Source organism: Fibrobacterota bacterium, from assembly GCA_019509785.1.
GTDB lineage: Bacteria > Fibrobacterota > Fibrobacteria > UBA11236 > UBA11236 > Chersky-265.
In genome coordinates this window covers 1-24,455 of the sequence record JAEKLQ010000070.1, presented here as the reverse complement: position 1 = coordinate 24,455, position 24,455 = coordinate 1, and the positions used below count along the sequence as shown (strand labels likewise).

Here is a 24,455-nt window from a genome sequence, read left to right as displayed (position 1 = left end):
ATATCCCGGCCCGCGCCCCGCGGTCATGCCGTTTCCCCCCTCTCCTGCCGGTCAAGGAGTTCGCGCATTTCGGACATGGAAATCGCGGGGAGTACGCGCAGGAACAGGGCCATGCCTCCCAGGAACAGGCCGAAGGTGCCCGCGAATGTGAGCAGATCCCAGAACGTCGGCTTATAGGGGGCCCAAGAAGACGGGAGGTAGTCTTGGGAAAGGCTCGTTACCACGATCACGAAGCGCTCGAACCACATGCCCACGTTGATGACGAGCGATAAGGCCCATAGGAAAAGGACGTTGCGCCGCAAGGATCCGGACCATAGGGATTGCACCGAGATCACATTGCAGAAAATCATGAACGCGAAGGATACGCGGTACCATCCGGTGGCGCGCTTGAAGAAGATGGACATCTCGAAAGGATCGCCGCTGTACCAGGCGATGAAATTTTCCGCCACGTATCCGAAGATGACGATCCACCCCGTCACCAGCAGCATCTTGGCCATGGCCTCCAGATGCCGTTCCGTGATGAGGGAATGGAGGCGATAATAGGCGCGGATGGGGATGAGCAAGGTCAGCACCATGGCGAAGCCGGAATAGATGGCGCCGGCCACGAAGAAGGGCGGGAAGATGGTGGAATGCCATCCGGGAACGATGGCGGTGGCGAAGTCGGCGCTGACCGTGCTGTGCACGGAGACCACCAGGGGCGTGGAAAGCCCGGCCATGAGGATGTAACCGCTTTCCCAGCGATGCCAATGCAGGGCCGACCCGCGCCAGCCCAGGCACAGGACGGCATAGATGCGTTTCACCAGCGGATTGCGCGCATGGTCCCGCATGGAAGCCAGATCCGGCAGCATGCCCGTATACCAGAACAGGATGGAGATGGTCAGGTAGGTGAGAACGGCGAATATGTCCCATACCAGCGCGCTGCGGAACTGCGGCCAGAGCGTCATGGTGTTGGGGTAGGGGAGCATGTAATAGAAGAGCCAGGGCCGGCCCAGATGAAGCAAAGGAAAAAGGCCGGCGCAACTCACGGCGAACAAGGTCATGGTTTCCGAGAGCCGGTTGATGGAGGTACGCCAGGGCTGGCGGAGCAATAGGAGGATGGCCGAGATGAAAGTGCCCGCATGACCGATGCCGATCCACCAGACGAAGTTGACGATGGCGAAGCCCCAAGCTACGGGGATGTCGATGCCCCAGATGCCCACGCCCCGGGCCAGCAGCCAGCCCACCGCCGACATGAGGCCCATGAAAAGGACGGAGGCCGCTAGGAAGGCCAGGACCCAGCCGGGCAGCAGGCGCCGCGTTAAGGGGATGGAACCGATTTGCTCCCCGATCTCCGCATAGGTCGGTTGTCCCAAGACTACCGGGGCCGGGGAAGCGGAGGTTTCCATTACCGGGCCTTTCCTCTCATGGCCTTGCATACCGTGGCTTTCCATCCCAGGGCTCTTCACACCGTTACTTTCATACCATGGACTTCGCGGTGTCCGCCGGCAAAGCGGGGTGCTGGTTCCAAATCTTGGCCAGATAGCGAATGCGCGGACGGGCATTCAATTCCCCGAGCACGGCGAATTTCCAGGGGACCTTGCGCAAGATCGCGACCCGCGAAGAACCGTCGTTGAGGTCGCCGAAAACGATGGCACCCGTGGGGCAGGCCTGCATGCACGCCGTCATCGCCTCCCCGTCGCGGATGGGCCGGCTTTCCTTTTCCGATGCGATGCGGGCCTGGGCGATGCGCTGCACGCAGAAGGTGCATTTTTCCATCACGCCCCGCCCGCGCACCGTAACGTCCGGGTTACGTTGGGGCGCGGCCGCCTTGTCCTGGGCGCGCGCGTAATCGAAGAAGTTGAAGCGCCGCACCTTGTACGGGCAATTGTTCGAGCAGTACCGCGTGCCGATGCAGCGGTTGTAGATCATCTGGTTGAGCCCTTCGCCGTCATGCACGGTGGCTTCCACGGGGCAGACCACTTCGCAAGGCGCCTGTTCGCAATGCTGGCAGAGCATGGGCTGGAAATAGGCCGCCGGCTTGTCCGAGGGACCGATGAAATAGCGATCGATGCGCAGCCAGGCCATGTCCCGGTGGCGCAGGACGCCTTCCTTTCCCACCACGGGGACGTTGTTCTCCGCTCGGCAGGCCACCACGCAAGCCGAACATCCTGTGCAGAGGGACATGTCGATGGTCATCCCCCAGGCGTGTCCGGCGTAGGGCCTCAGAGGATAGAGGGATTCCCGTTCCGGCTCGTCGCAGAATCCCGGATCCTCGCGCAGCCGGGAAAGATCCGCCGCGCGCACGATGGGCCGTCCCTCCAGGCCATCCTGCCCCTGACGGCAGGCCACCCGCAGGATCCTTCCGGTCTTGCGGATCTCCAGGCCTTTGCCGTACCAGAGGGCGTCCCCCGAACGCAGGGAGTAGGCATTGAAGCCGAAGGCCTCCCGCTTATCGTCCTCCGGGGCGGGCAAGGAGCCAGTGCCTTCCAGCCATTGGCGCGGTCCTGGCCACGCGCGCCCGTGCCCCAAGTGCACGGTGGCCACGCCGTCGCATTGACCGGGTAAGATCCAGACGGGAGCCAATACCGATCGGTCGCGGAAACGAAGCTCGACTTCGTCCCGCGAAGCTAGGCCCAGGGCTTTGGCCGTTGCCGGCGAGAGGTAGGCGGCGTTGCCCCAGGAGACATTGGTGAAGGGTTTGGGGGTTTCCTGGAGCCAAGGGTTGAAGGCGTATCGGCCATCCCAAAGGGTAGGGTCGGGACGGAATTCGATTTCCAGTCCCGATGCGTCTTGCGCGTTCCCTTCCGCCGCCGCGACTGGCCCCGGCATAACGGCCGCTGTCGGAGCGGCGGCCGCCGATGTATCCTGCGGTAACACGCCCTTTCGCAAGGTTTCCCGCCATCGAGTTTCGAAATCCGCTCCCAGGCGAGATTGCCAATACTCCCGCACCAATGCCTGGGCATCCGGATTGGCATCGCCGCGCAGGGCCGCGACCACCGTCGCCGGAGTCCAGGCCGGCGCCAAAGGTTCGATCAAGGGTTGCTGCAAGGAAAGCGTACCGTCCCAGGCACGCGCATCGCCCCACGATTCCAATCCATGGGCCATCGGGGCATGCCATGCGCAACCGGCCGACGTCTCATCCAAGTAGTACGATACGCAGGCGGAGTGGGGGACCTTGGCCACCGCCTCGCTCCAACCCGTTTCCGGCGGCGCGGCGTAGGCGGGATTCGCGTCCATGATGATCAAGGTGTCCACCTTGCCCGCTTGCATATCCGCGGCCAGCGATGCGAGATCCCCGGATCCGGATTCGCCCTCCATAGGTTCCACATAGGTTAGGGTATTGCCTGAGTTACCCAGGCGGCCGTTGAGGAAATGGGCCTGCAGGTGGGATTCCGGGGGCAGGGATTCGCCTACGAGCACTAGTCCGCGGCCCCCCGCCGAGCGTAGGTCGGATGCGGCGGCCTCGATCCAGGCCCGCTCTTCCCGGGAAAGGCCAGCCTCCGGGAAGCCGGCCGCCTGCGGGGCATTTCCTGCGTCCGGGACGATACCAGCCTGCTCGGCTCCCCCAGTGCCTATCCCGGCGGAGAGGCAGCGCAACAGGAACGGCAGGCGCGAAGGCGCCGCCTGCAAGCGATGATCCGCCGCGTTTCCGGAGGGGGAAGGATGGCTTTCGGCCGCGTACCATCGGCTCATGCCCTTACCCCCCGAGGGGATTTCCCGTAATGCGCGACGTGCCGCCCAATCATGCATCATTCGCGCCCGTTCCGGTCCCCAACCGAAGGGATCCGCTCCCATGCAAACCACCACGTCGGCCTGATCCAAATGCGGTACGGCGCGGAGGGGACGCCCGAAAGCGAGTTCCGCCCCGCGTCGCGAATTCGCGGTTCCGACCGGATCGAAAACGTGCCATCGGGCCGCGGGCATTTCGGCCAACAGGGCGGTGATTTGGCTTAGCAGGGAGGGGGAATGGATTTCACCGGTCAGCAAGCGAAGGCCCTCGCCCTTCCGCGGCAGCAGGGCCGCGCGGCGTTCCAGCAGGAAGTCGCGGAAGGCCAGCGATTCGCGCGGCAACCCATGTTCGAGAGCCGTACGCGATCGCGCGGGATCATAGACATCCAGCACCGCCGCCTGGGCGAACAAATCCGTGGCCCCCAGGGAAGCGGGATGATCGGGATTGCCTTCCAACTTGGTGGGCCTGCCCATATGGGTCTCGCCCAATACCCCGACGATGTCCCCGGCCGCCAAGAGGGTGGTGGCATAATAACGCGGACGACCGGGCACCAAGCCTTCCGGGGCGCGCACGTACGGGAGCAAACGCGATCGGCCCTTCGGCAGGCCCACCCCTCGACCGCAACCCGTTACCCCGGCCAAGGCCAGCGAGGCGCCCATCAGACGCAGGAAACTGCGGCGGCTCCATCCATCCGCGGCGCCGGCCGGGGGCGGATACTCCGCATGCATCGCATCGTCAATGCCCGGCGTCTTTGCGAATTCTTCCAGTGAGGTCCAAGGTTCTTTCCCGCGCGGGAAATATCCTTCCCTGCGCGCCGAGCCCGGCAGCGGCCCATCCGCATTGTCTCCGGCATTTCCCGGTGCCGCATTCATCGATGGCACCTTACGCAATCGGTCAGACCGGCGGCGCGTACGTGGTAGAAGCGCATCAGTTCCATTCCCATGCGCCGGGACGAATCGGGATCCGTCCGTTGGGGCCGCCAGTCCATGGCGAAAACGCCTTCGGGCGGCCGAAGGCGCCGGGCCGGATCGCGATGGCAATCGAGGCAGAAGGACATTTGCAGATCGCGCGCCTGCGCCATCAACGGCATGCGATCCACGCGGCCATGGCATTCCGCGCAAGCCACGCCTTTGGCGATGTGGATGCCATGGTTGAAGTAGGTGAAATCCGGGAGTTGATTCACGCGATTCCAACGCAGGGGCCGGCCGGATGCGAAGCTGGCGCGTACGGGTCGTAACATCCCGGCTCCCGTCCAAACCTGGGAGTGGCAGCTCATGCAGGTTTCCGTGGGAGGGATATCCGCGAAGCCCGATCGTTCCACCGAGGCATGGCAATAGCGGCAATCGATGCCGTATCCGCCCACGTGATGCGCATGGCTGAATTGCAGGGGTTGCTCCGCCATCCTGCCCTCGCCGGTCACCCAAGGGGTACGCACCCATAGGATTCTCGCGGTCGCGAGGCCGAGCGCGCCGAGGGGCACGCCGAGCAGGATCCATTTCAGGACGGAATTGGCCGCGGGGGGGAATAATTGGGCCATGGTGCAAGCATCTCCAACGGCCTTTCCAAACAATCCATTCCGCCGGCCTCAAGCAAGCGTATTTTCACTCGTGGTGCGCCGGGGCATGCGCCACTTCCAATTGCCCTTCCGTCTTCAGCACGCGTACCCGCACGCGCTCCCCGTCGCGCTCGAAACGCAGATCCACCTTCGCATCCCTAACGCGTAGGCGCTTCCACTCGAGCCAATTGCAACCAGCGGGCAGCATGGGACGTACGATAGCCAGGCGGCGTTGGAACCCGTCCGGCCGCAGCCCTAACAGGGTGGTCAGCATGTAGGGCAGCGTTCCGGCGGCCCAGGCCTGGGGATGGCAAGCGATAGGATATTTCACGGGCTCGGGGAATTCCCGCTGGGAGAAGCCGCAGAACAATTCCGGCAGCCTACGCTCCGGGAAATGATCGGCCGCGTCCAACATGCCTTCGAAGAGGCGCATGGCTTCGGAATCGAAACCGTAATCCCGTAATCCGGCCGCGATGAAGGAATTGTCGTGGGGCCAAACGCTTCCCAGGTGGTAGCTGGTGGGGTTATAGCGTTTCTCTCCGGAAGACAAGGTGCGCACGCCCCAGCCCGTGAACAAGTCCTCCGCCATCAGCCGGTCCCGCACGGCCTCGGCCCTCGCGGGCTCCACGATCCCGCCCCATAAGGCTTGGCCCGGATTGCTGGACACGACGTCCGCCTGGCCTCCGCGCCCGTGCAGCGCGATGGCGAAGAATTTCTTCTGCCCCATCCAATAGTCGCGATGGAAGCGCGAGCGCAGGCCGGCGGCATCCGCCTCCAATTCCCCGGCCAAAACCGCTTCGCCGTTCCGGCGCAAGAGGTGGGCGATCCCGATGCGGGCGCGATAGGCATAGGCCTGGACTTCGACCAAGGAAATAGGTGATTTCGCCAGGCTTCCGTCCCCGCTCGGTATGGAATCCCCGGCATCCTTCCATCCCAGGTTTATCTGCGAACCCACGCGGGGATAGGCGTACTCGAGGTAGCCGTCCCCGTTGGCGTCCCCGTAACGGTCCATCCAGGCCAGGGCGAGATCAACGGAGGCGCGTAGTTCCCGGAAAAGATCCAGGCTTCCGCTCCAAAGGGAATGTTCGGCCAGGAGGATGAGGAACAGGGCCGTGGCATCCACGGTTCCGTAGAACGGGCTATAGGGGATCATGTTCGCGCGGGCAAGTTCGCCGCGGCGGAATTCATGCAGGATGCGCCCGGGCTGCTCCTCCGTCCAAGGGTTCATCTTCCTGCCCTGCATGCGCGCGAGCAATCGCAGGGTCCCCGCGCTCGACTCCTGATCGAAAGCCAAGGTTTGCAGGCAGGCGGTGAGGGTATCACGCCCGAACAGGGTCGCGAACCAGGGAATCCCCGCCGAGAAGAAACGCAGGCCCTCGTATTCGCTTTGCAAGGAACGGAGATCCTTAAGGGCTTGGCCGATGGATAGGTTCAGCAATTCGTGGTCGCACGCGATTTCCGCGCCCCGGGAAGTATGCTCATTCCGCTCTTCGGCCTGGAGCCGATGGGTCTCCTTGGCGTTCGGGATGGCGTCTGCGCGCACGAGGGTATCGGCACCGTGTTCCCCGTCCTCATGGATCAGGAATACCCACTCCAGGCGTTGCGTCTTTTCCGGCTTGAGCCTGACCGCGAAGCGCGCCTCCGCGCCTTTCCCCTTGCGCAGGGAGTCTTGGAACCGGACCGATAGGCTTCTCTCGATCCCGTCCCCGCCCCGGTAGGCGAAAGCGAGCACCTGGCCCGACCATGCGGGTCGGCTGACCTTGCCGGGCTTGCGGTCGTCCAAGCCGCGGATGTTGAAGACATCGTCGAATCGCGATCGCAATTCGATGCGGACTTCCAGTTCGATCGCCTCGGGGCCGAAATTGCGGACCTCCAGGATATCCCGCATGGATGCTTCGCCCCGGGACAGCAAGTGCGTGAGCCGCAGCCCCAAGGAGTGCTCGTGGATGCGGTCTTCCTTCCGCGCGCGATTTCCGGAAGATCCCCGCGTCCTTTGCTGCGCAGGCTTTTTCGAAGAAGCCCGCTTATAAGGAAGGGATGGATTCGTCAGTTCGAAGGCGGAAAGGAAGCCATCCCGGGTAGTCAGGGAGAGCGAGTCCATCGCGGCCCCGTTGATGGTAATGCGATACCCGTCCAAATAGCGGCAATCATGGTAGTACAGCCCGAAGCCGTGATTGCCGGAGAAGGGGATCAAGCCGTCTTTCTCCGTAACCAGGAAAACATCCCCATCCTTGATGACGGGCGCATCGCTGATGCCGGATGCCGCCGACGGGTTTTTCCGGGTCAGGAGTTTGATCTTGACTTGATCGGGGGTCGGTTCCTTCCGGCCGCCGCGCGAAGCGGATCGTTTGCGGATTGGCTTTCCCATTTGCGAAGCTCGTCGTTCTCCCCGTTTGCCCTATCGCGCGGGAGAGAGCAAGGATGGCTCATCGCCGCCGCCGCGCAGCCTTTCCTCCCAGCGCGCCAGGATCGATTCGCCCGGGTCGGTGGCATGCGGTTCCGTCAGCGGGACTTCCTCGCCTTGGCGTTCCAAGGCGTCCACGATAATCATCGGCGTGAGGGATTCCCGCGGGCGGGCGGGGAGGTACCCGGGGTCCTTCTGCCCTCCCGGCGATTCGGTTTCCACCAGCAGCCCTGCGGCCACCAATCGTTTCAAGACCGTGCCCAAGGCCTTCATCGGCACGCGCAGTCCCTCTCCGATTTCCCTGGCCAAGGCCGGGACCTGTCCCTTCTCGAACCGCCCGAGCACGAAGGCGCAAACGTCCAGGGCGATGCGTTTGACTTCGCGGAAGCTGAGCTCGGCCTCGCGTCCCGCGCTTTCGTTTCCGGAAAAGTTCTGGTGCTGTTGGGTAAGTTCCGCCCCGAACAAGGCGATGTTCCAGCTCACGCGTAGCCAGATGATGAAGAGGGGCAGGGCCGCGAAGCTACCGTAGATGGCGTTGTCCCGCGAGACCCCGATCTGCAAACGCAAGTACAGGCTCTGGGCCGCCTGGTAGAGCAGGGCGGCGGCGGCCCCGCCCAAGAGGCCGGATCCGATTTTCACCTTGGTGTTGGGCAAGAACACGTAGGTGAAGGAGAACAGCATCCAAAGCAGAACGTAAGGCAGGGTACGGATGGCCGCGCGCGCGGCGGGGCCCAGCACCGGCGCGAAAGAGGAAGACTCCGCCGCGGTGTGGACCCAAGTCGTTACGTATACGTTCAGGCTGCTCGCGCCCAGGAGCAGGAAGGGGCCGACCAGGATGAGGGAGATGTAATCGCTGAACTTGCGGCTCAAGGTGCGCGGCCGGGCGATGGACCAGATATGGTTCATGGCCTGCTCCACCTGGCCGATCACTTGCACCACCGCATAGAGCAGGAAGATCACTCCCGCTCCCGCCACCAAGCCTCCTTGCGCCGAAGCGAGCGCCCGTTGCGCGAAAACCAGCGACTGCCCGAGTACGGTTTGCTGTTCGGGGAACTGCGACAGGATCCAACCTTGGAAGCGCTTTTCCAGTCCGAAGCCTTTGGCGATGCCGAACAGCAAGGCCAGCACAGGGACGATGGCCAGCAGGGAATTGAGGGTCAAGGCATTGGCGCGCAACGCCACCGCATCCTCCTGGAAACCCCGCGCGGTCGCCAGCAGCAGTTTCAGGGCGGAGAGCGGTATGCGCTTAGGGCCCGGAAGATGGCTCGTGCGGATGTCCCAGATGTCTTGGGCGAGGAATTTCCGGATGGAGGTGATCAACCGCATTGGATCCGCGGGCGCATGGCGCCTTAGCGGGCCGCCCTCCGGCGCCGGCCCATCGCCAATGCCAGCGCCGAGGCGGCTCCCAGCAGCCCCAGGCCGATACGCGCCCGGAACCGGCTCAGCCAAAGCAGAGGGCTCCGGTCGTGGGCCAGGGCATCGAAGCTCCCATGGCATCCGTAATCGCCGGGAGGCGGCGACCATAAGTTGTCCGGGCGGCCGGGATCTTCCGCTTGCCCGCCTTGTTGGGAGCTGAATCCCATCTTGGCCAAGACGCGATCGGCGAAGCCGGGCGCGATGTAATTGCCCCAGATGGCCCGGTAGGTGGGCCATCCGATTAGCCATTCGCGGCGGCGCGAGTGGGCGGCCCGGTATATGGCTTCGGCGGGAACTTCCGGTTGGTAGATGGGCGGCACCGGCTGGGCCTTATTGGGCAGGCGCGACTTGACCCAGGCGAATTGCGGGGTATTGACGGCGGGCAAGTTCACCATGCAGACGTGGACGCGGCTCCCCACATGCAGTAGCTCGCTGCGCAAGGAGTCCATGAATCCTTGGATGGCATGCTTGGATGCGCAGTAGGCCGATTGCAACGGTATCCCCCGGTAGGCCAGGGCGGACCCAACCAGCACTATGGTTCCCCGGTCGCGCGGCCGCATGCGCCGCAAGGCGGCGAGGGCCCCATGCACGAATCCCAGGTAGGTCACTTGCGTCACGCGCGCGTACTCCTCCGGCTTCATCTCCCAAACCGGCGAGAATACCGAAGTCATGGCGTTGTTCACCCAGATATCAATGGGGCCCAATTCCTTTTCGACGCGTTCGGCGGCCGCCTCTACCGCCGCGGCATCGGCGACATCGGCCTGCAGGGCCAAGGCGCGTACTCCCAGGGCCTGCAGCTCGGCCAAGGTTGCGTCCAGCCGATCCTTTCCGCGCGCGATAACGGCAACCGAAGCGCCGGCAACCGCGAAGCGGCGCGCGACGGCGCGGCCAACGCCGGCCGTCCCTCCCGTAATGACCACGACTTCCCCGTTCTTATGTTGCTCCATTACCGGAACCCCGTATGGCGAAGCATTGAAGGCGATGCATTGAAAAAACATTCCGCCGGACCCGCGGTACAAGGTGGAAATGCGGGGCTGCAGGGGAAGATCAGCGTTTGGGGAAAAAAGCCGGTAAATCCGGGCTCACGGGCCAATCGTCGGAAAGGAACGGGAAGTCCTTCCATTTCTTGCGTAAGCCCTGCTCCATCTTGCTGGCGAGCTGATGCGCCTGATCGTACTTCGCCCCCTTTTCCATATGCCGGAACTCGACCGTTTCGTGCAAGGCGATGAAAAAGCGTTCGGCGGGCGTCAGCATTTGCTCGATCCAAATCTCCCCATCTGGGATGTATTCCGCGTTCGCTTTGGCGTTGGATCCCATGATGAAATTGTCATCCACTTCGCGTCGCATGGTGGTCCCGTCCACCACGTAAATGCGGCAATCGCTCAACTCACGGAATAAGGTTTTGGTTCCCTTATACCGTTTGGTCTTCGGCTTGGGGCGGGCCGGCCGCGGGGCATTGCGGGTGCGGGACATAGGCTTATCACCAATGAAAAAAGCGCGCGGCCTTATCGCAAGTTGCGCGCAAGCGCGCCGGATTCGCGCGCGAATCGCTTCCTATATTGCGGAAATGCCCTCCGTGCTCCGCAATCGCTCCTTCCTTTTCCTCGCCGCCTCCCGCTTCCTGAGCGCATCGTCTATGCTCATGCAAAGCGTCGCCATCGGCTGGCAGATATACGCCTTGACGGGAAAGGCGGCGTACTTGGGATACGTGGGGCTCGCGCAATTCCTGCCCTTCGTCGCCCTGATCCCTTTGAGCGGGCAGGCCGCCGATCGCTTCCCCCGCCGTAATATCCTGCTCGCATGCAACGTCGCCTACCTGGCCGGTTCCACGACCTTGCTCGTCGCCACCTTGCATGGCACGCGATCAGTGGCTCCCATCTTCGCCGTCCTCGTCCTCCTGGGCGCCGCCCGCGCCTTCGCCATGCCGGCCAGCCAGGCCCTGCTCCGCAACGTCGTCCCTGACGACCAGTTCGCCCGGGCGCTGCCGCTCTTCACGGGCACCTTCCATATCGCGGTCGTGGCCGGTCCCGTCCTGGGCGGCTTTCTCTACATGCTGGGCCCGGCCGTCGTGCACGCTGTGGTGGGAACGGGAATGCTGGCCTCCATCGTCTTGCTCTCCAGGGTACGGGTCCGCCGCGCCAACGAGCCGCCGTCTCCGATCGGCTGGGCCAGCGCCTTGGTAGGCCTGCGTTTCGTGATGTCGCGCAAGGCCTTGCTCGGTGCGATGTCCCTCGATCTGTTCGCCGTGCTATTCGGAGGCTGCACCGCCCTGCTTCCCGCCATCGCCAAGGACGTACTGGGGGCCGATCCATCCACCTTGGGATTCCTGCGGGCGGCTCCCGCCGTGGGCGCGGCGGCCATGTCCGCGTGGCTTGCCCGATTTCCGTTACGCCGCCGGGTGGGCGCCTGGATGTTCGTCGGGGTGGCCTGGTTCGGCGTCGCGTCCATCGTGTTCGGCCTCGCCACGCGCGCCTGGATCTCCTTGCTTGCCTTGGCGTCCTTAGGGGCGGGGGACATGCTCAGCGTTTACGTGCGGCAATACCTGATCCAAAGCGGTACGCCCGATGCCTTGCGCGGGCGCGTGGCCGCGGTCAGTTCGGTTTGCATCGGAGCTTCCAATGAACTCGGGGAATTCGAGAGCGGGGTTTCGGCGGGATGGTTCGGGGTGCAGAGGTCGGTGGTACTGGGCGGACTGGCTACCCTGGCCGTTACGGCAACCTGGATGAAAGCCTTCCCGATGTTGCGGAAGATGGATCGTTTCCCGCCGCCCGTGGCTTCCCCGGATTGAAGCGGAAATCAGTAAAGCGAGATCGCCGTCGCGGCGTTATCCGCCAACGACATCGGACCCGTCGCCGAAAGGCGCGGAAAATCCCCTTCCCGTCCTGGTCGCATATCCATTCTTTCCCTCGGCTCCCTGCTTACGGTTTTCGGGCGCCGGAAAAGATAGGGATATCCCTCCGGCTCCGGAGGCGGGAAGCAGGATTCGGAAAGTAGTGCACCCGTCGCCGGACTCGAAATGGATCTCCCCGCCATGGGCGGCCAGGATATGCCGGCTCAGGGAAAGCCCCAGTCCGGAGCCCGCGGCCCCCTTGGTGGTGAAGAAAGGTTCGAAAAGATGGGACTGGACCTCCGGGGGCACGCCTCCGGCATTGTCCTTGAATTCTATGCTGACGAGCCCTTTTTCGGGCAGCGCGCGGGCGGAAACGCAGATGCGCTTGTCGCTATTGGTCTGACCCGCGAACGCGTCGCGCGAATTCGCGATGAGATTGTGGATGACCGACTCCAGTTCGGAGCGGTTGCCGACGATGAAAAGGCCGGGATCAGCGTCCAAGGAGACCTCGATCCCCTGGCCCCGGAGCTGGCCTTCCACGAACATGAAGCAATCTTCGAGCAGGGAAGGGGCCGTGATGGTGGAGCGCGCTTGCAGGCTCTCCGGTTTGCTGTATTGGAGAAGATGCTCCAACACGCGCCGCATGCGTTCCGCGCAGCGGATGATGGAATTGGAAGCCTGGCGGGCCTGCTCGACGGCGGGGTGCCCGACGATCTCATCGAGCCTGTCCCGCAGGTATTCGGCATCCAGCAGGATGCTCGCCAGGGGATTATTCATCTCATGGGCAATGCCCGAACCCAAGGTCCCGATCACCATCAGCTTGTTGGCGTGGAACAATTGCTTTTCCAAGATCACTTGCTGGGCGCGGTCCAGCGAAAAACCCATGTACCCTACGATGCGCCCCTTCCGCCGGACGGGGGAGATGGTGAGATGGATATACACTTCGCTTCCGTCCCGCGCGCGGTTGCTCAGTTCGCCGCGCCAGATCCCTCCCGCCGAAATGGTCTTCCACATCGATCGGTAGACTTGGTCGGGGGTGAGCGGGGATCGGATCACCGAGGCGGGAGAGCCCACCACGCTTTCTTCCGGCCCGAACTTGTACAGCCTGCGATAAGCGTCGTTGACGCGCAGAAGGGTTCCATGCGGATCCGTGATGCAGATCGCATAGTCGGACTGCGTAAACGCGTCCAGGATGAGTACTTCTTCCCCTTGCGTGTCCATCGCTTCCGCCTTAAGCCTTGTGGTCCCGGTTATCCGGATTGCACCTATCCCAGGGAGCGACATTCTTGCCGAACATATTTGCGACTCCTTCTCGGTTCGACTCGATTGTCGGACATGGGGGAGAGAACGCAATAAGCGTTCCAATGCCGAGGCTAGTCCTGGTTTCCGATTCAGGCCCAAGAAACGCCCGGTTTTGGCGCGGGCCCGCCATTATGGCAATCGGAAGCGGCGATTTCGGCAGGCGGCGTAAGTCTACGCCCAACCCCCGATTGGCGCGGGGGCTTAGGGCTTTCCGCCCCGGTTGCGCGGATGGAAACTCTTATGCACCTCGCGCAGGTAGTCTTGATCGAGGTGGGTGTAAATCTGGGTGGTGCTGATATCGGTATGGCCCAGCATCTCCTGCACCGAGCGCAAATCGGCCCCTGCCATAATCAGATGGGTCGCGAAGGTATGCCGGAAGGTATGCGGGGAAACCGGCGTCGTAATGCCCGCTTCCAGGCAAATGCGCTGCACGATTTTCCACGCTCCCATGCGCGAGAGCGGACGCCCGAAGCGGTTGAGCAATACGGTGTCGGTGCGTCCCGTCCCGTTCCAGATCTCCAGGTAGCGACGCAAGCTACCGCTTACCTTGCCGCCCAATGGCACCAAGCGTTGCTTGCTTCCCTTGCCCTGCACCAGCACGGCGGCCTCGGTAAGGTTCACGTGATCGAGTTTCAATCCTATGCCTTCGGAAATCCGCAGCCCCAGGCCGTACAGCAATTCGATCAGGCACAGATCGCGTAAGGATGCCGGGCCCCCTTCCGCCGCTTTCGCTTCCAAGGAATCGTACAAGGCGTCCATCTCCGCATGACTCAGGCTGGAGGGCTTGTAGCGCTGCTGCTTGGGGCCTTTCAGGACGCGCGCGGGGTCCACCGCGAGATGCCCTTCTTCGGCGAGCCAGGCGGAGTAACTCTTCAAGGCGGAAAGGTAACGGGAGATGCTGGCAGGCGCGAAGCCCAGCTCCGCTACGCCGCGCAGGAAGGCGCGCAAATGGGCCAGCGTCATGGCTTCCAATCCCGACGCCTGCCGGAAGAACAATCGCAAGTCCGACTGGTACGCCGCTACCGTCTCCGGGCTCAGCCGTTTTTCCAAGCGAAGGTGGGCCAGATATCCGTCTTCTTCGGGAATGGGCGGGCTGGGGAGGGCGGTTGCGGGGCTCATGGATTCGGGGCCGGAAATGTTTTGGAAAAATTACAACCTAGGATTATATTTATCCGCCTCGGGTGCCTAGCTCAGTTGGTAGAGCAGCTGACTCTTAATCAGCGGGTCGTAGGTTCAATCCCTACGGTACCCACCACTTCCCCCCTCCAAGACCTGCGAAACCACATGGAACCGTAAGGGCTTGGAGGGGGATTTTCATGTATCCATCTTCGGTATCGCCTGGCGCACCAGGCTCTCCAGCAATTCCATGCCTTCCGGCCACTCGCCCAATCCGCTTTCGGAATTGAGATGGCCTTTAGCCCCCGCGATTTCGCACCGGCTGCCCCACGCCTGGGCCAGTCCTGCGGCATAAGCCACGCTGGCATAAGGGTCATTCGTGCTCGCGACCACCAGGCTGGGGAAGGGCAGGGGGAAGAGGGGAACCGGCGCGAAGCCCGTCGCGGCCGCAGGAAATGCGGGTCCGCCCGGATCGGGCGGCGCCACCAGAAGCGCGGCGCGGACGCGGCCGCGCATGCGGGGTTGGGAAGTCAGGGTCCAATGGGGAACCAGTAGGCAAGCCAGGCTATGCGCCACCAGGATCAGATCCCCGGGGTAATCCGCGATGGCGCGCCCGAGGGCGCCGACCCATTCGACGCGATCGGGATTATCCCAATCGCGCTGCTTCACCCGTTTAAAGCGCGGGTCGCGTTTTTCCCAAAGCGTCTGCCAATGATGCGGGCCGGAATCGCCGATGCCGGGCATGATGAGGTATTGCATGGGTATTCAAAAGGGTAATGGAATCGGCCGCCTAAAGCAAGCGACCTTGGGAAGATTGGGCCGCCCGGTCAGGGCGGAAAGCCTTACTTCCCGGCGCTATCGTCCTGGAAGCGGTATTCCTTGGCGATTTCCCCGGCCGCGAGGTTGTCGCCTTTGGCGACCAAAGCCCGGTACAGGCTCTGGTAAATCTTACGCTTCTCGGATTCGTTGGCGTAAAGGATATTGCCCAGGCTTTGCCGGAACATGGCAATGGCCTCATCGTAACGCTTGTTCTGCAAGTATAGCAGTCCCACGCGGTGCTGCATCTCGGACATGCGGGGATGATGCGGCATCTTCTCCATGCTGCGCAGGTAATACTCGATGGCCTTGCCCTGGTTCCTTCCCACTTCGAGCTCGGCCAGCCGCAGCCATGACTCGCCGGCGAAGGCGCCGTCCGGGTACATGGCCAGATAGCGCAGGAAGTCCTCGCGGGCTTGGGTCTTATCCTTCTCGTGCTCGGCACGCAAGCGGGCTACCGAAAACAACGCGTCATCCTTACGTAACGGAGGGGCGTCCGGATTTTCCAGCACCTGACGATAGAGTTGGATGGCGCCTTGCCAATCGGCGGACTGGATTTGCTCCGCCTTACGGTAGATGAGGTCGGCTTCCTCGGCTTGAGAAGGCGCGGCCTGGATGGGTTGAGGCGCCGGTGCGGGGGCCGGGGAGTAATTGACGGCGGAGGGGCGGGCGGGAGCCGGGAGGGTTTTGGCGATGTGCTTGGCGGCCTCGGGAAGGGCCAAGGCCAAGCGGTGAGTGCCTCCGAACGCCACGGTCACGGCCGTATCCAAAGGGGGATGCCCGTCCTTGGACAATTGCAAGGAATGGCGGCCGGGCGGCAGCAGCACTACCAGGGGCGTGGCGCCTTTGAAGCGATCATCCACGCGCACTTCGGCCCCAGGCTCGTTCGAAGTCACGGTCACGACGCCGTAGTGGCTCAGCTCGTCCACCCCGGGCACGGTCTCGATATCCTCGCGGCGCACGCTGGCCCCGCCGTCCTGCACGCGATAGCGCTCCGTGGCCGCATCGTAGACCAGGCTTTGGCCGGCGGCCACTTCGAAATCGCCATAGACATCGGAATGGATTTTGACGCTGCCCTCCAGCACCGAGGTGGCGACGCGGCCCCCTAGATCCGGGCGCACGCGGAAATAAGTCCCCACCACGTCGATACGGTAATCGGGCGTGGCCACTTGATACTTCTCGCCGGCTTTCCGCTTGCTCACGAAGAAGGTGACGTTTCCGCGCGCCGCGTGGCCGTGGCCGGCGAAGGCGACGCGATAGCGGATCTTCTTCTGATCGGCTTCCTCGATCTGCAAGCGCGAACCGTTATGCATCTCCACGAAACCGCGCTGGTTCACCAAGGTCATCGCCCCGTCGTCGCGGGACAGGATATCCGCGCGGCCATGGAGGTCGGGCCTGCCCTGGGGGAAGGCGGAGGCGATCTCGCTGGCGGTGGCGCCCTGGGCCTGATACACAAGGGTTTCCAAAGGGACGGACGGACGGCGCAGGGACTTCCAGGCCCCGAGGGACGCGACGGCCGCGAGGGCCAAGCCGGCCGCGATGCGGAGCGGGGTCGAACGGAACAGGCCCAAGCCGAGCCAGGTGTGGGCGGGCGCGATCAAATCCAGTTTGCGGTGCTGCTCGATGCGCGCGAAGAGCGACTCTTCGATGGCTTCCCAGCGGCCCAGCGGCAAGACTTCGCCGGCCTTGACGACCAGCTCCCAGGGTTCCAAACGACGGGCCAGGTCGATACGCTCATCCAGGCGGCTTTCGATGCGATGCAGTTCCATGCCCGAGGGCTTGACCGGAGCGGCGATCACGTCGTTCACGGGTTGCTCGTACTCGCGATGGTTTTGGAAGCGGGTCATCAGATCGGCTTCCACCTTATCGAAGAAGCCGGGAGGAGGCGTCTCTTCGACCTTGAGAACGGCGAAGGGCCCCAGGGCATCGGCCTTCTGTATGCGCTCCAGCAACGCCTTCTCCATTTTCGAGAAGTCGCGCGGGACTTCCACGTCCTGCTTCAGCAGGGACACGAAGAGGCGCAAGCGATGGTCGGGATCGCGAGGGGCGCCGGGGTTGTGGTTGGGAGCGTTCATAATGCTTATTCCAGGGTATCCAGATATTCCTTTATTTTCTGCCGCGCGGTAAAGAGCCTCGATTTGACGGTGCCTTCGGGGATGTCCAAGGCCAAGGCGATTTCCGAAAGATCCATATCCGAGTAGATGTTCAATACCACCGGTATCCGCAACTTATCGTCCAGCTGGGCCAAGGCCAACTCGACCAGGTTTTTCAGCTCCACCTCTTTGGCGATGCCTTCGTCCCGGCTCGGCAGTTCGTAATCCATGCTCTCCAAGCTGGTGGTTTTCTTGGCGGAGATGCGCTTGCCGGCTTCCTGGAAGCGCCAACGCGCCGTGCAGGTATTGATGATGACCCGGTGGAACCAGGTCTTGAATGACGAGTTGCCTTGGAAGGACTTGAGGGACAGGTACATTTGGAAGAAGGCTTCCTGCACCAGATCCTCATGTTCCCCTTCGGGCCCGGTGATCTTATAGACGAGGTTGTAGGCGTAGCTCCGGTACATGTGGAATATTTCCTTGAATGCCGCCTGGTTGCCGGCTTTGCATTCGCTCAGGAGCTGCTTACTGGGTTCGCTCAGATTGCTCATTCGCTTACATCCCTCGATTTACTTAGTGTAAAGCCCATGCGAAAAGTTCATAAATACCGTGCGGAAAGGTCGGAACGGCATTATATTCGGAAATTTGCCGAATTCGGCCGTTTACCATTGGAGAACAGGCCGCCCGTGTCAAAAGGTGAAGCATAGGGTGAGGCCCAGCCAGGTCAAAGCCAGGGAGGTATACCCAATACGTTCGTAGTTTTTCGCGGTCCGGAAGTTTTGGCCGAAGGCCTCGGGCCTATCCCGGCTGTCCGCCGGACCTAAAGCCTGGTAAATACCGTAATAATGGTTCTCCAGGACGAAGGCGGCCGCGGACACGGCGCCTGCCGCCAGGGTAGGGTAGATGAACTTGGAATTGTAGAATCGGCGTTTCGCCAATTGCAGGTCATAGGTGTGCTGCCCGGGGACTCCCAAATCGAGATTCCGCCGGGCTTCCAGATATCCGGGCATGGAGACGGTGATCGGCAGTTCGCCTAAGGGCACGACCCATTCCACCGGAGTCGAGCCTTCCAATCCCGAGGCCGCATGCACCACCGCGCCCGCGGGATGCGATCGGATCAATAGCACGGCGACGTACTGGCTACGCAGGTTCTCGGCGACTTTTTTGGCGAGTACGCTATACATGCCGACCGCCTCGAACGGGGAGAAACGGAAATACACCAACGGCCTCGCCTCCGCTTCGGGCAGCTTTCCTGCCGCTACTTCCCGCAAACGCAGGGCCGCTATGGAAACCGATATGGTCCCTCCGCCCTCGTCCCGGGCCCAGGCTTCCAGGAAAAGATTATCGCCGTTCCGGCTGGTATCGCCGGAGACTTTCCCGATGGGCATGGCCTTCAGGCAATAGCCCAATTCCCGGACGGGTCCATCCAGTTGCGACCATAAGCTGTCCGAGAATCCGGGGGGCAGGAGCGATTCGGAGCGGGCGCGCGGGGTGTAGAAAAGGGTTTTACTGGGGGAGGCGCACTCCGACAGGGGCGCCCCGGAAGCCTGCTCGGCGCGCGGAATGGCCGCGCAGGCGAGGCCAAGGGCCGCCATTATCATCCTTCCCCACCGCGATTCCATCGACTTCACTCCGCTCCGTAGGCGACAATATAGCGACCCCGGCCGGCCACGGGCGGGATTAGATATAATTATACCCATGATCCGCATCGGCATTCCGAATCGGCGGGGGCTCGGAGGCTTCCTTGCGGGCGTACTCCGCGCCTCCGCGGCATTGTGCGCGGCCTCGCTGGCCCTTTCGTGCATCGAACGGACGAATCCCTTCGATCCGGAGAACGGGGGCGACGTCCCCGCCGGCACCGTCCGCAAACAACTAGAGTCCCAGCTTAAAACTTTGGCCGCCGTGGACTCAGGGTACGCGTCCATGATCGCGGGGTTCGCCGACGCATTCCGGAAGGATTCCCTAGGGAATGCGGATATCATTTCGAATAACGCGAAGCAGCGGGCGATTAACGCGCAGAGGGTTAAGGACAACGCCGCCGCCGAGTCCGGCAATCTTACCGCGCCGCCGGATTCCCTCGTCGCATTGCAATTTTTCGTGTTCCTGGACACCCTGAAGACCTACGGCCCTTACGCCGGCTTCGACGTGGGGCGGAGCAACCTGCAGGCCCAGATGGCCACGGTGACCTCGTTCATGGCCACGGCCAACGCGGACCATTCTCCCCTCTCGATCTACCCTACGCATTTCAGCGACTCGGTGCTCGCGCCTTTCGCCCGGGACATTACATCCTTCGATCTGTTACGCGCCAGCATCGGCAAAGGGAACGCCGCCGTCGCGGATAGCAATGCGGCCGTGGGGGCCTATAACCTGGATCGGCAAGCGGCGAATGCAGTGGTAACCGATTACAACGATTCCATCCGGTTCGTAAAGCAGTCCCACGATAAGCCGCCCTTGGACAGCGCCGGTTCGGTACTCGCCGGGACCGCCGGGGCGCAGGCGGGGGACACCTTGTTGATCGCTAAGGGCGATTATTCGGTCGATCTCCGCTTCAACCATTCCGGTACTCCGGAAAATCCCATCGTGGTGCGGGGATATCCGGGCGAACGTACCGTGCTCCGCGTACCCTTCCACTCGAGCAGCGCGATGATCCTCAGCGCCAACCAAAACATCCAATTCCAGGACATCGTCTTCCGCGGCGGCGTGCAATTGGTGGCGACCTGCAAGAATATCACGTTCCTGAGATGCGTCTTCGACAGCAGCACTTCCTATGGATTGAGGGTGGTCGACAGCGACGTAAGCCTGACGGATTGCCGCCTGATCCAAAACGCCAAAGGCGCGTTCATACAGGGAAAGAACGACCAGTCCGTCACCTTCAAGATGAAAAACGTCTTGCTGGCGCGCAATTCGGGCTCCGGCTTGGATATGAATATCCCGAACGGGGGAATGCGGAACTGCACCATCGCCGACAACGGCGGCGATGGCATCAACGTGAGCGTCCCCCATTCCGGATTAAGCATCCTCAATACCATCATCAGCGGGAACTCCGGAACCGGTTTCCTACGCCAGCGAGACACGGAATTCCAAGACCAGCTCGACATCGAACTTTGCGATGTGTGGGGGAATAAGACGGCTGATTGGAGCTTGGAGGGCATGGATTCGACCTTGTCCGTGGATATACTGAAAGCGAATTTCAGCATCCAGCCCGAATTCATCGCACCGGCAGATTTGGATTACGGCCTGAAGCCCGGGAGCACCCTCACCGACTTCGAGCACCAAACCGTATCCTTCACGGTGGGATACCGGCCTTAATTCCGCATCAGCCCGAACCGGACCGCTTGCGATTGCGCCAGGCGGGTCGGCTTGCCATCCCCGTCTTCAGCCGTGCTCACGGCCGTGATCTTGGCGATGTAGACGCCCGTCGCCGCCCGGGAACCCGTGGTCGACTTCGCGTTCCAACCGATCTTCAACGTGAATTTGCCCTGGGCCCCGCGGGTGAAAAGAGGGCTCCCTCCCGTAACCGGTAGGTTACGGTCGTCCAAACCGAGCTGGGCGTTCGTGATCTCGCCGGTGAATCCGTTCACGAACTCGCCCAGGTTGTCGAAGATGGTTACGCTGTACTGGACGGCTCGATCGGTCTCGAGGGTGATGGCCGGCCTATCAATCCCGGCCCCGGGGACGCTTTGCACGGGCCCGCCGCACGCCAACTGATGGCAATCCTGCGCCGGGCGGCCCGCTACGCTGCCCATGACCGGCGTCCAGGAAGAATCGGCGTTTCCGGAGAGGATGACGAAATCGGGGGACTGCGGATCGCTCTTCACCTTTTCGTAGGGCTGATCAAAGCGGACCGTCAGCAGGGCCGGCCTGGGTTTGTTCTTGAGCTTGAGCGCGATGGGCCGGTTGAGCGGATGGGCATGGTTGCCGACCGCATCGGTCAAGGGGCCCGAGGCATTGATCTTCAGGGAATCCCCGCCCGCCGGCGCCTGGGCGCCGAGATCGTTCAAGGTTATACGCCATCCCTTGCCAGGGATCTCTTCCGCGGTAAGGATGGTGAGAACGATGGGCGCCGCTCCGGGTTTGATGAGCTGCAGGGATTGGCCCGTCAGACGGGAACCGTCGATCTTCTCGTTGAATCCGATGAACAGGGTGTCCTGGCCCGTGGTAACCAGCTTCTCGAGCACGACGCCGGAGTCCAATAACGGCCCGACGGAATCGGCTCCGGTAAAGGCCATGGCCTGCACGGGAATTTCCGGAGTGGCGGGATCGAAGATATATACCGTCCCGGCGCCCGTGCCCGCGGAGAGTCCGGCCGGGAAAGGATCGGCGAGCTTAACGGTGACCTGGCGCGGAGAGGCCGCGTTCCAGGTGATTCCCGTTTTTTCCACCTTCGCATTGGCGCCCGCGGAGGGCCAGGACAGGGCGATTGAATCAGGCGCCCGTTTGAGATCGGCGCGGAACGTGATCTCGACCCTATCCACGGCGGCTTGGCCATTGTCGGCATGGAAGGAAGCGGATAGGACCGCGCCGGGGGTGAAGGTGAAATAGATCTTAGAGCGGGTTCCGCCGAGGATGGTATTGTCGGTGGTGGCCGGGTCGACGTTCAGGTACCCGTTGTCCACGGCCCGGAGGCCCGTAACATAAATCACCACTTCGCCGTTCGTAAGCTTGAAGGCGGAAGAAGGATTCGCATCGTTGGCTCCCGCATAGATGGCCAGTCCGGTCGAACCCGTGACGACGACGTCGGTCTGGCGGTCGGTAAGCTTTGTGTCCGGATCCTTGCCCGCGCGGATGGTCACCGCCAAGCGCTGGCCCGCGGCGCCGCGTAATTCGGCGTTGGCATCGTACTTCGCCGCATCCCCATACAGGATCCACAAGCGATCACGGGCCTTGCCCACTTTCAGATCCGCTTTGTCCGAAGGTTTGTTCGGGATGGACGCTTCCAATTCGAAGGTTTGGTTCAAGTCGCCCGTCGTCACCTTGGCGTTGAACTTGGCGACGCCATTGGAATCGGTGACCGCCGTGGTCGGGCCATCGATATCGCCGATGGTGGGATTGTTGCTCTTGATGGTCACGGTCGCGGACCCGCCCACCGGGTTGTCGAAGATATCGCGCACTTCGACGGTGACCGGATAGAGCGTACCAGGGTCGATCACCGGCGCGGCGCCGGGGGAAGTGATCTTCGAAGGCGGATTTTGGAAGGCGATCTTGGCTGGATCTCCGGGCAGGATCGTCACGCCTTGGGAGATGCCGTAGAAGGCTACGGTTTTATCCCCTTGCTTCCAAATGCCCGAGACGGCCACGTATTCGATGTTTCCGGCGGGAACCTTGGTGAACAGGATTTGCTTGGTCGTTACGCCAACGACCTGATCCACCACGATCTTCGTGGCCGGAGGATAGGGAGGGGTGAGCAAGTCGGATCCGGAGGCGAGATGCACTTCCACCGGTGAAACCGTATTATTGAATAGCTGGCCGTTCAGGGATTGCGGAGTGATGCGCAAGCCCGCCGTCTCTCCCACCTTCACGCTGCTGATTTTGGCCGCGGTGTTCACATCGAGCACTTCGACCAGGAACTTGTAATCGAGCTTGCGGTACGGGATGAATCCCACGTTCGTCGTCGCCAGTTTTCCGTTTGACGCCGTTCCCTCCGCGATGATTTCGACGAAGGCGTAAGTGGAGGTATCGATTTGCGCGGGCAAGCCCGCGATGGTCAAGGTATTGGAACCCATCTTCAGGCTGGGATCCGCCACGGTAAGGGGGATCGACGGGGGAACGACCAAGGCCGTAGCACCTCCGAAGCCAGTCAGAAGGACGGGAAGCTTCCTCACCAGGGCGATGTGCTTCACCTTGAGGCCGGACAGATCGCCGTTCACCGATTGGAGATCGAAGCTCAGGATGCCGTTGGTGCCGGTCAGGAGGGCAGGGGAAAGCGGACGGATGATGACGTCCGCAGTGTGACGCGAGACGGAGGGAATCGCCCCAATGTCCGCGATCTGCCCATCAGAATTGTAGATGCCGGCCTCGGGCCAACCTGCATTCATCACGAATTTCTTCACGTCAGGATCATCCCAATCCGGCGAGAGGAAGTCGGGACTGGCGGGATCGGTGGACTTGAACTTGATTTCGTACCATCGCACGTTGGCCGAAGCCGGAAAGGCATCGGTCGCGCTTATGATCTGGGCGCCGGGCAGGATCGCGCCTGTGAGGGTCTGGGGCACGACGACCGGACCGGTGGACATGTTCAAGGTGAGATTGATGGTGATGTCCGCCTTGGCCGGCTCGCCCATTTGGTTCATGATCCGGAGCGTACGGTAGAACTTGGGCGTTGAATCCGCCACCACTTGCTTTTGCGTGGCCTGGTCGTATTGCTGCGCCTGCACCTTTTGGCTATCCAGTTTGGGCGGGTCGATTTGCGCCGCGAAGAGGCTGTTATGCATCCGGTTGACGAAGAAGGGCGTCATTTCCATGAAAGAGTTGGGGAACGCTACGTTGGCAGACCAGTATTCGGCCGGGGTGGCGAAGATATTGTTGAAGATGAGGTGTTGCGCGCCCGGCCTATAGCCGCCCGCGAAGATCGTGTTGTTATGCCAAAAGGTGTTGTTGTAGATCGCCCACGGGGTGAGCATCACGTCTTTGAACATGAACGCCCCACCCGGCTGGTTGGCGCCCTCCGAGCTCAGAGCCTTTACTGCCGCGGCCGCGGCCGCGGTGGCATGATGGTTCTCGTAGATCAGGTTGTAGCGCACGGTGTTCCCCAAATCCCAATCCGATTCGGAAAAGAATCCCCAGCTATTGTTGTGGATGCGGTTCCGCTCGAAGATATGGTTTCCGACCCGGCCGAATCCGGACAAGGGCACGATGTTGTTCTTCGCGAGATCGGCCGGATTGAAATTGGCGAAGGCGCCGCCCTGGTTGCGATCCTTCACGGCGATCCCGAAGTAACCGTTACTGATTTCGCAACGGCGGATGGTAACCGCGCCGGAGATATAGATGGCAATGCCCGCATTGCCGTGGAAGAGGGGATAGAGTTGGCCATTGCAGGTCACCCCGTCGCCCCAGACGTTGGGATTGTTGAATGGCGCCGCGCCCCCGGCGTCCACCGCGATCCCATCGATAGTGATATTGTGCGCCCACAGGATGCGGACCGCCCCGTTCTGATCGAAGTCGATCTTCCCTTGATCCAAGGCATCCGCGCAGGTCTTGGGATTGCGATGGGTAAC

Annotated in this window: 16 protein-coding genes and 1 tRNA gene; 3 read left to right on the top strand and 14 right to left on the bottom strand. The window is 62.3% G+C overall.

Going from position 1 to position 24,455, the window contains the following annotated elements:
- Window positions 1-23: 23 nt before the first annotated feature.
- The 7 genes from nrfD to JF616_20035 form a co-directional block, all read right to left on the bottom strand.
- Window positions 24-1,415 (bottom strand): polysulfide reductase NrfD, encoded by a 1,392-nt coding sequence (gene nrfD, locus JF616_20065; GenBank protein ID MBW8890057.1) that lies wholly within the window; start codon window positions 1,413-1,415, stop codon window positions 24-26.
- Window positions 1,416-1,455: 40 nt separating this feature from the next.
- Complete coding sequence (locus tag JF616_20060; protein ID MBW8890056.1) at window positions 1,456-4,581, bottom strand: TAT-variant-translocated molybdopterin oxidoreductase; 3,126 nt, start codon at window positions 4,579-4,581, stop codon at window positions 1,456-1,458.
- On the bottom strand, window positions 4,578-5,246 hold the full coding sequence (locus JF616_20055) for a cytochrome c3 family protein (GenBank protein ID MBW8890055.1): 669 nt from the start codon (window positions 5,244-5,246) through the stop codon (window positions 4,578-4,580). Before JF616_20055 ends, JF616_20060 begins: the two co-directional genes overlap by 4 nt.
- Window positions 5,247-5,310: 64 nt before the next feature.
- The gene (locus tag JF616_20050; GenBank protein ID MBW8890054.1) at window positions 5,311-7,632 is read right to left on the bottom strand and encodes an amylo-alpha-1,6-glucosidase; all 2,322 of its coding nucleotides are present in this window, start codon (window positions 7,630-7,632) and stop codon (window positions 5,311-5,313) included.
- Window positions 7,633-7,662: 30 nt separating this feature from the next.
- Entirely contained in the window at window positions 7,663-8,994 is a 1,332-nt protein-coding gene (locus tag JF616_20045; GenBank protein ID MBW8890053.1) for a YihY/virulence factor BrkB family protein, read from the bottom strand.
- A gap of 23 nt (window positions 8,995-9,017) precedes the next feature.
- Window positions 9,018-10,031, bottom strand: coding sequence for an SDR family oxidoreductase (locus JF616_20040; GenBank protein MBW8890052.1), 1,014 nt, complete (start codon window positions 10,029-10,031; stop codon window positions 9,018-9,020).
- Window positions 10,032-10,131: 100 nt separating this feature from the next.
- A complete protein-coding gene (locus JF616_20035) occupies window positions 10,132-10,557 on the bottom strand; it encodes a hypothetical protein (protein MBW8890051.1) in 426 nt (141 codons plus the stop codon).
- Between the two features lie 13 nt (window positions 10,558-10,570).
- Between JF616_20035 and JF616_20030 the strand changes: the two genes are divergently transcribed.
- Window positions 10,571-11,872 (top strand): MFS transporter, encoded by a 1,302-nt coding sequence (locus JF616_20030; protein MBW8890050.1) that lies wholly within the window; start codon window positions 10,571-10,573, stop codon window positions 11,870-11,872.
- A gap of 36 nt (window positions 11,873-11,908) precedes the next feature.
- On the opposite strand, the gene JF616_20025 is transcribed toward JF616_20030, so the two are convergent.
- Together JF616_20025 and JF616_20020 are read right to left on the bottom strand one after the other, a co-directional pair.
- A complete protein-coding gene (locus JF616_20025; protein ID MBW8890049.1) occupies window positions 11,909-13,135 on the bottom strand; it encodes a PAS domain-containing protein in 1,227 nt (408 codons plus the stop codon).
- 282 nt (window positions 13,136-13,417) lie between these two features.
- Entirely contained in the window at window positions 13,418-14,335 is a 918-nt protein-coding gene (locus JF616_20020; GenBank protein ID MBW8890048.1) for a tyrosine-type recombinase/integrase, read from the bottom strand.
- Window positions 14,336-14,395: 60 nt separating this feature from the next.
- On the opposite strand from JF616_20020, the gene JF616_20015 reads away from it, so the two are divergent.
- A tRNA-Lys gene (locus tag JF616_20015) sits at window positions 14,396-14,471 on the top strand.
- A gap of 59 nt (window positions 14,472-14,530) precedes the next feature.
- On the opposite strand, the gene JF616_20010 is transcribed toward JF616_20015, so the two are convergent.
- From JF616_20010 to JF616_19995, 4 genes are all read right to left on the bottom strand, one after another.
- Window positions 14,531-15,091: an alpha/beta hydrolase gene (locus JF616_20010; GenBank protein ID MBW8890047.1), complete on the bottom strand. Its 561-nt coding sequence runs from the start codon at window positions 15,089-15,091 to the stop codon at window positions 14,531-14,533.
- An 83-nt stretch (window positions 15,092-15,174) separates the two neighbouring features.
- Window positions 15,175-17,223 (bottom strand): PEGA domain-containing protein, encoded by a 2,049-nt coding sequence (locus tag JF616_20005; GenBank protein MBW8890046.1) that lies wholly within the window; start codon window positions 17,221-17,223, stop codon window positions 15,175-15,177.
- Between the two features lie 5 nt (window positions 17,224-17,228).
- The gene (locus tag JF616_20000) at window positions 17,229-17,792 is read right to left on the bottom strand and encodes an RNA polymerase sigma factor (GenBank protein MBW8890045.1); all 564 of its coding nucleotides are present in this window, start codon (window positions 17,790-17,792) and stop codon (window positions 17,229-17,231) included.
- Window positions 17,793-17,930: 138 nt separating this feature from the next.
- Window positions 17,931-18,836, bottom strand: coding sequence for a PEGA domain-containing protein (locus JF616_19995; protein ID MBW8890044.1), 906 nt, complete (start codon window positions 18,834-18,836; stop codon window positions 17,931-17,933).
- Between the two features lie 103 nt (window positions 18,837-18,939).
- Here JF616_19995 and JF616_19990 point away from each other — a divergent pair, with 103 nt between their 5' ends.
- The gene (locus JF616_19990; protein ID MBW8890043.1) at window positions 18,940-20,550 is read left to right on the top strand and encodes a right-handed parallel beta-helix repeat-containing protein; all 1,611 of its coding nucleotides are present in this window, start codon (window positions 18,940-18,942) and stop codon (window positions 20,548-20,550) included.
- On the opposite strand, the gene JF616_19985 is transcribed toward JF616_19990, so the two are convergent.
- Window positions 20,547-24,455 (bottom strand): hypothetical protein (locus JF616_19985; protein ID MBW8890042.1); only part of this gene is annotated, 3,909 nt, incomplete at its 5' end. The genes JF616_19990 and JF616_19985 overlap by 4 nt on opposite strands.

Bases quoted from the DNA above. Each gene is read 5' to 3' on its own strand.
- nrfD (MBW8890057.1), bottom strand. From the start codon at position 1,415: ATGCAAGGCCATGAGAGGAAAGGCCCGGTAATGGAAACCTCCGCTTCC.
- JF616_20060 (MBW8890056.1), bottom strand. From the start codon at position 4,581: ATGAATGCGGCACCGGGAAATGCCGGAGACAATGCGGATGGGCCGCTG.
- JF616_20055 (MBW8890055.1), bottom strand. From the start codon at position 5,246: ATGGCCCAATTATTCCCCCCCGCGGCCAATTCCGTCCTGAAATGGATC.
- JF616_20050 (MBW8890054.1), bottom strand. From the start codon at position 7,632: ATGGGAAAGCCAATCCGCAAACGATCCGCTTCGCGCGGCGGCCGGAAG.
- JF616_20045 (MBW8890053.1), bottom strand. From the start codon at position 8,994: ATGCGGTTGATCACCTCCATCCGGAAATTCCTCGCCCAAGACATCTGG.
- JF616_20040 (MBW8890052.1), bottom strand. From the start codon at position 10,031: ATGGAGCAACATAAGAACGGGGAAGTCGTGGTCATTACGGGAGGGACG.
- JF616_20035 (MBW8890051.1), bottom strand. From the start codon at position 10,557: ATGTCCCGCACCCGCAATGCCCCGCGGCCGGCCCGCCCCAAGCCGAAG.
- JF616_20030 (MBW8890050.1), top strand. From the start codon at position 10,571: ATGAAAAAAGCGCGCGGCCTTATCGCAAGTTGCGCGCAAGCGCGCCGG.
- JF616_20025 (MBW8890049.1), bottom strand. From the start codon at position 13,135: ATGGACACGCAAGGGGAAGAAGTACTCATCCTGGACGCGTTTACGCAG.
- JF616_20020 (MBW8890048.1), bottom strand. From the start codon at position 14,335: ATGAGCCCCGCAACCGCCCTCCCCAGCCCGCCCATTCCCGAAGAAGAC.
- JF616_20010 (MBW8890047.1), bottom strand. From the start codon at position 15,091: ATGCAATACCTCATCATGCCCGGCATCGGCGATTCCGGCCCGCATCAT.
- JF616_20005 (MBW8890046.1), bottom strand. From the start codon at position 17,223: ATGAACGCTCCCAACCACAACCCCGGCGCCCCTCGCGATCCCGACCAT.
- JF616_20000 (MBW8890045.1), bottom strand. From the start codon at position 17,792: ATGAGCAATCTGAGCGAACCCAGTAAGCAGCTCCTGAGCGAATGCAAA.
- JF616_19995 (MBW8890044.1), bottom strand. From the start codon at position 18,836: ATGGCGGCCCTTGGCCTCGCCTGCGCGGCCATTCCGCGCGCCGAGCAG.
- JF616_19990 (MBW8890043.1), top strand. From the start codon at position 18,940: ATGATCCGCATCGGCATTCCGAATCGGCGGGGGCTCGGAGGCTTCCTT.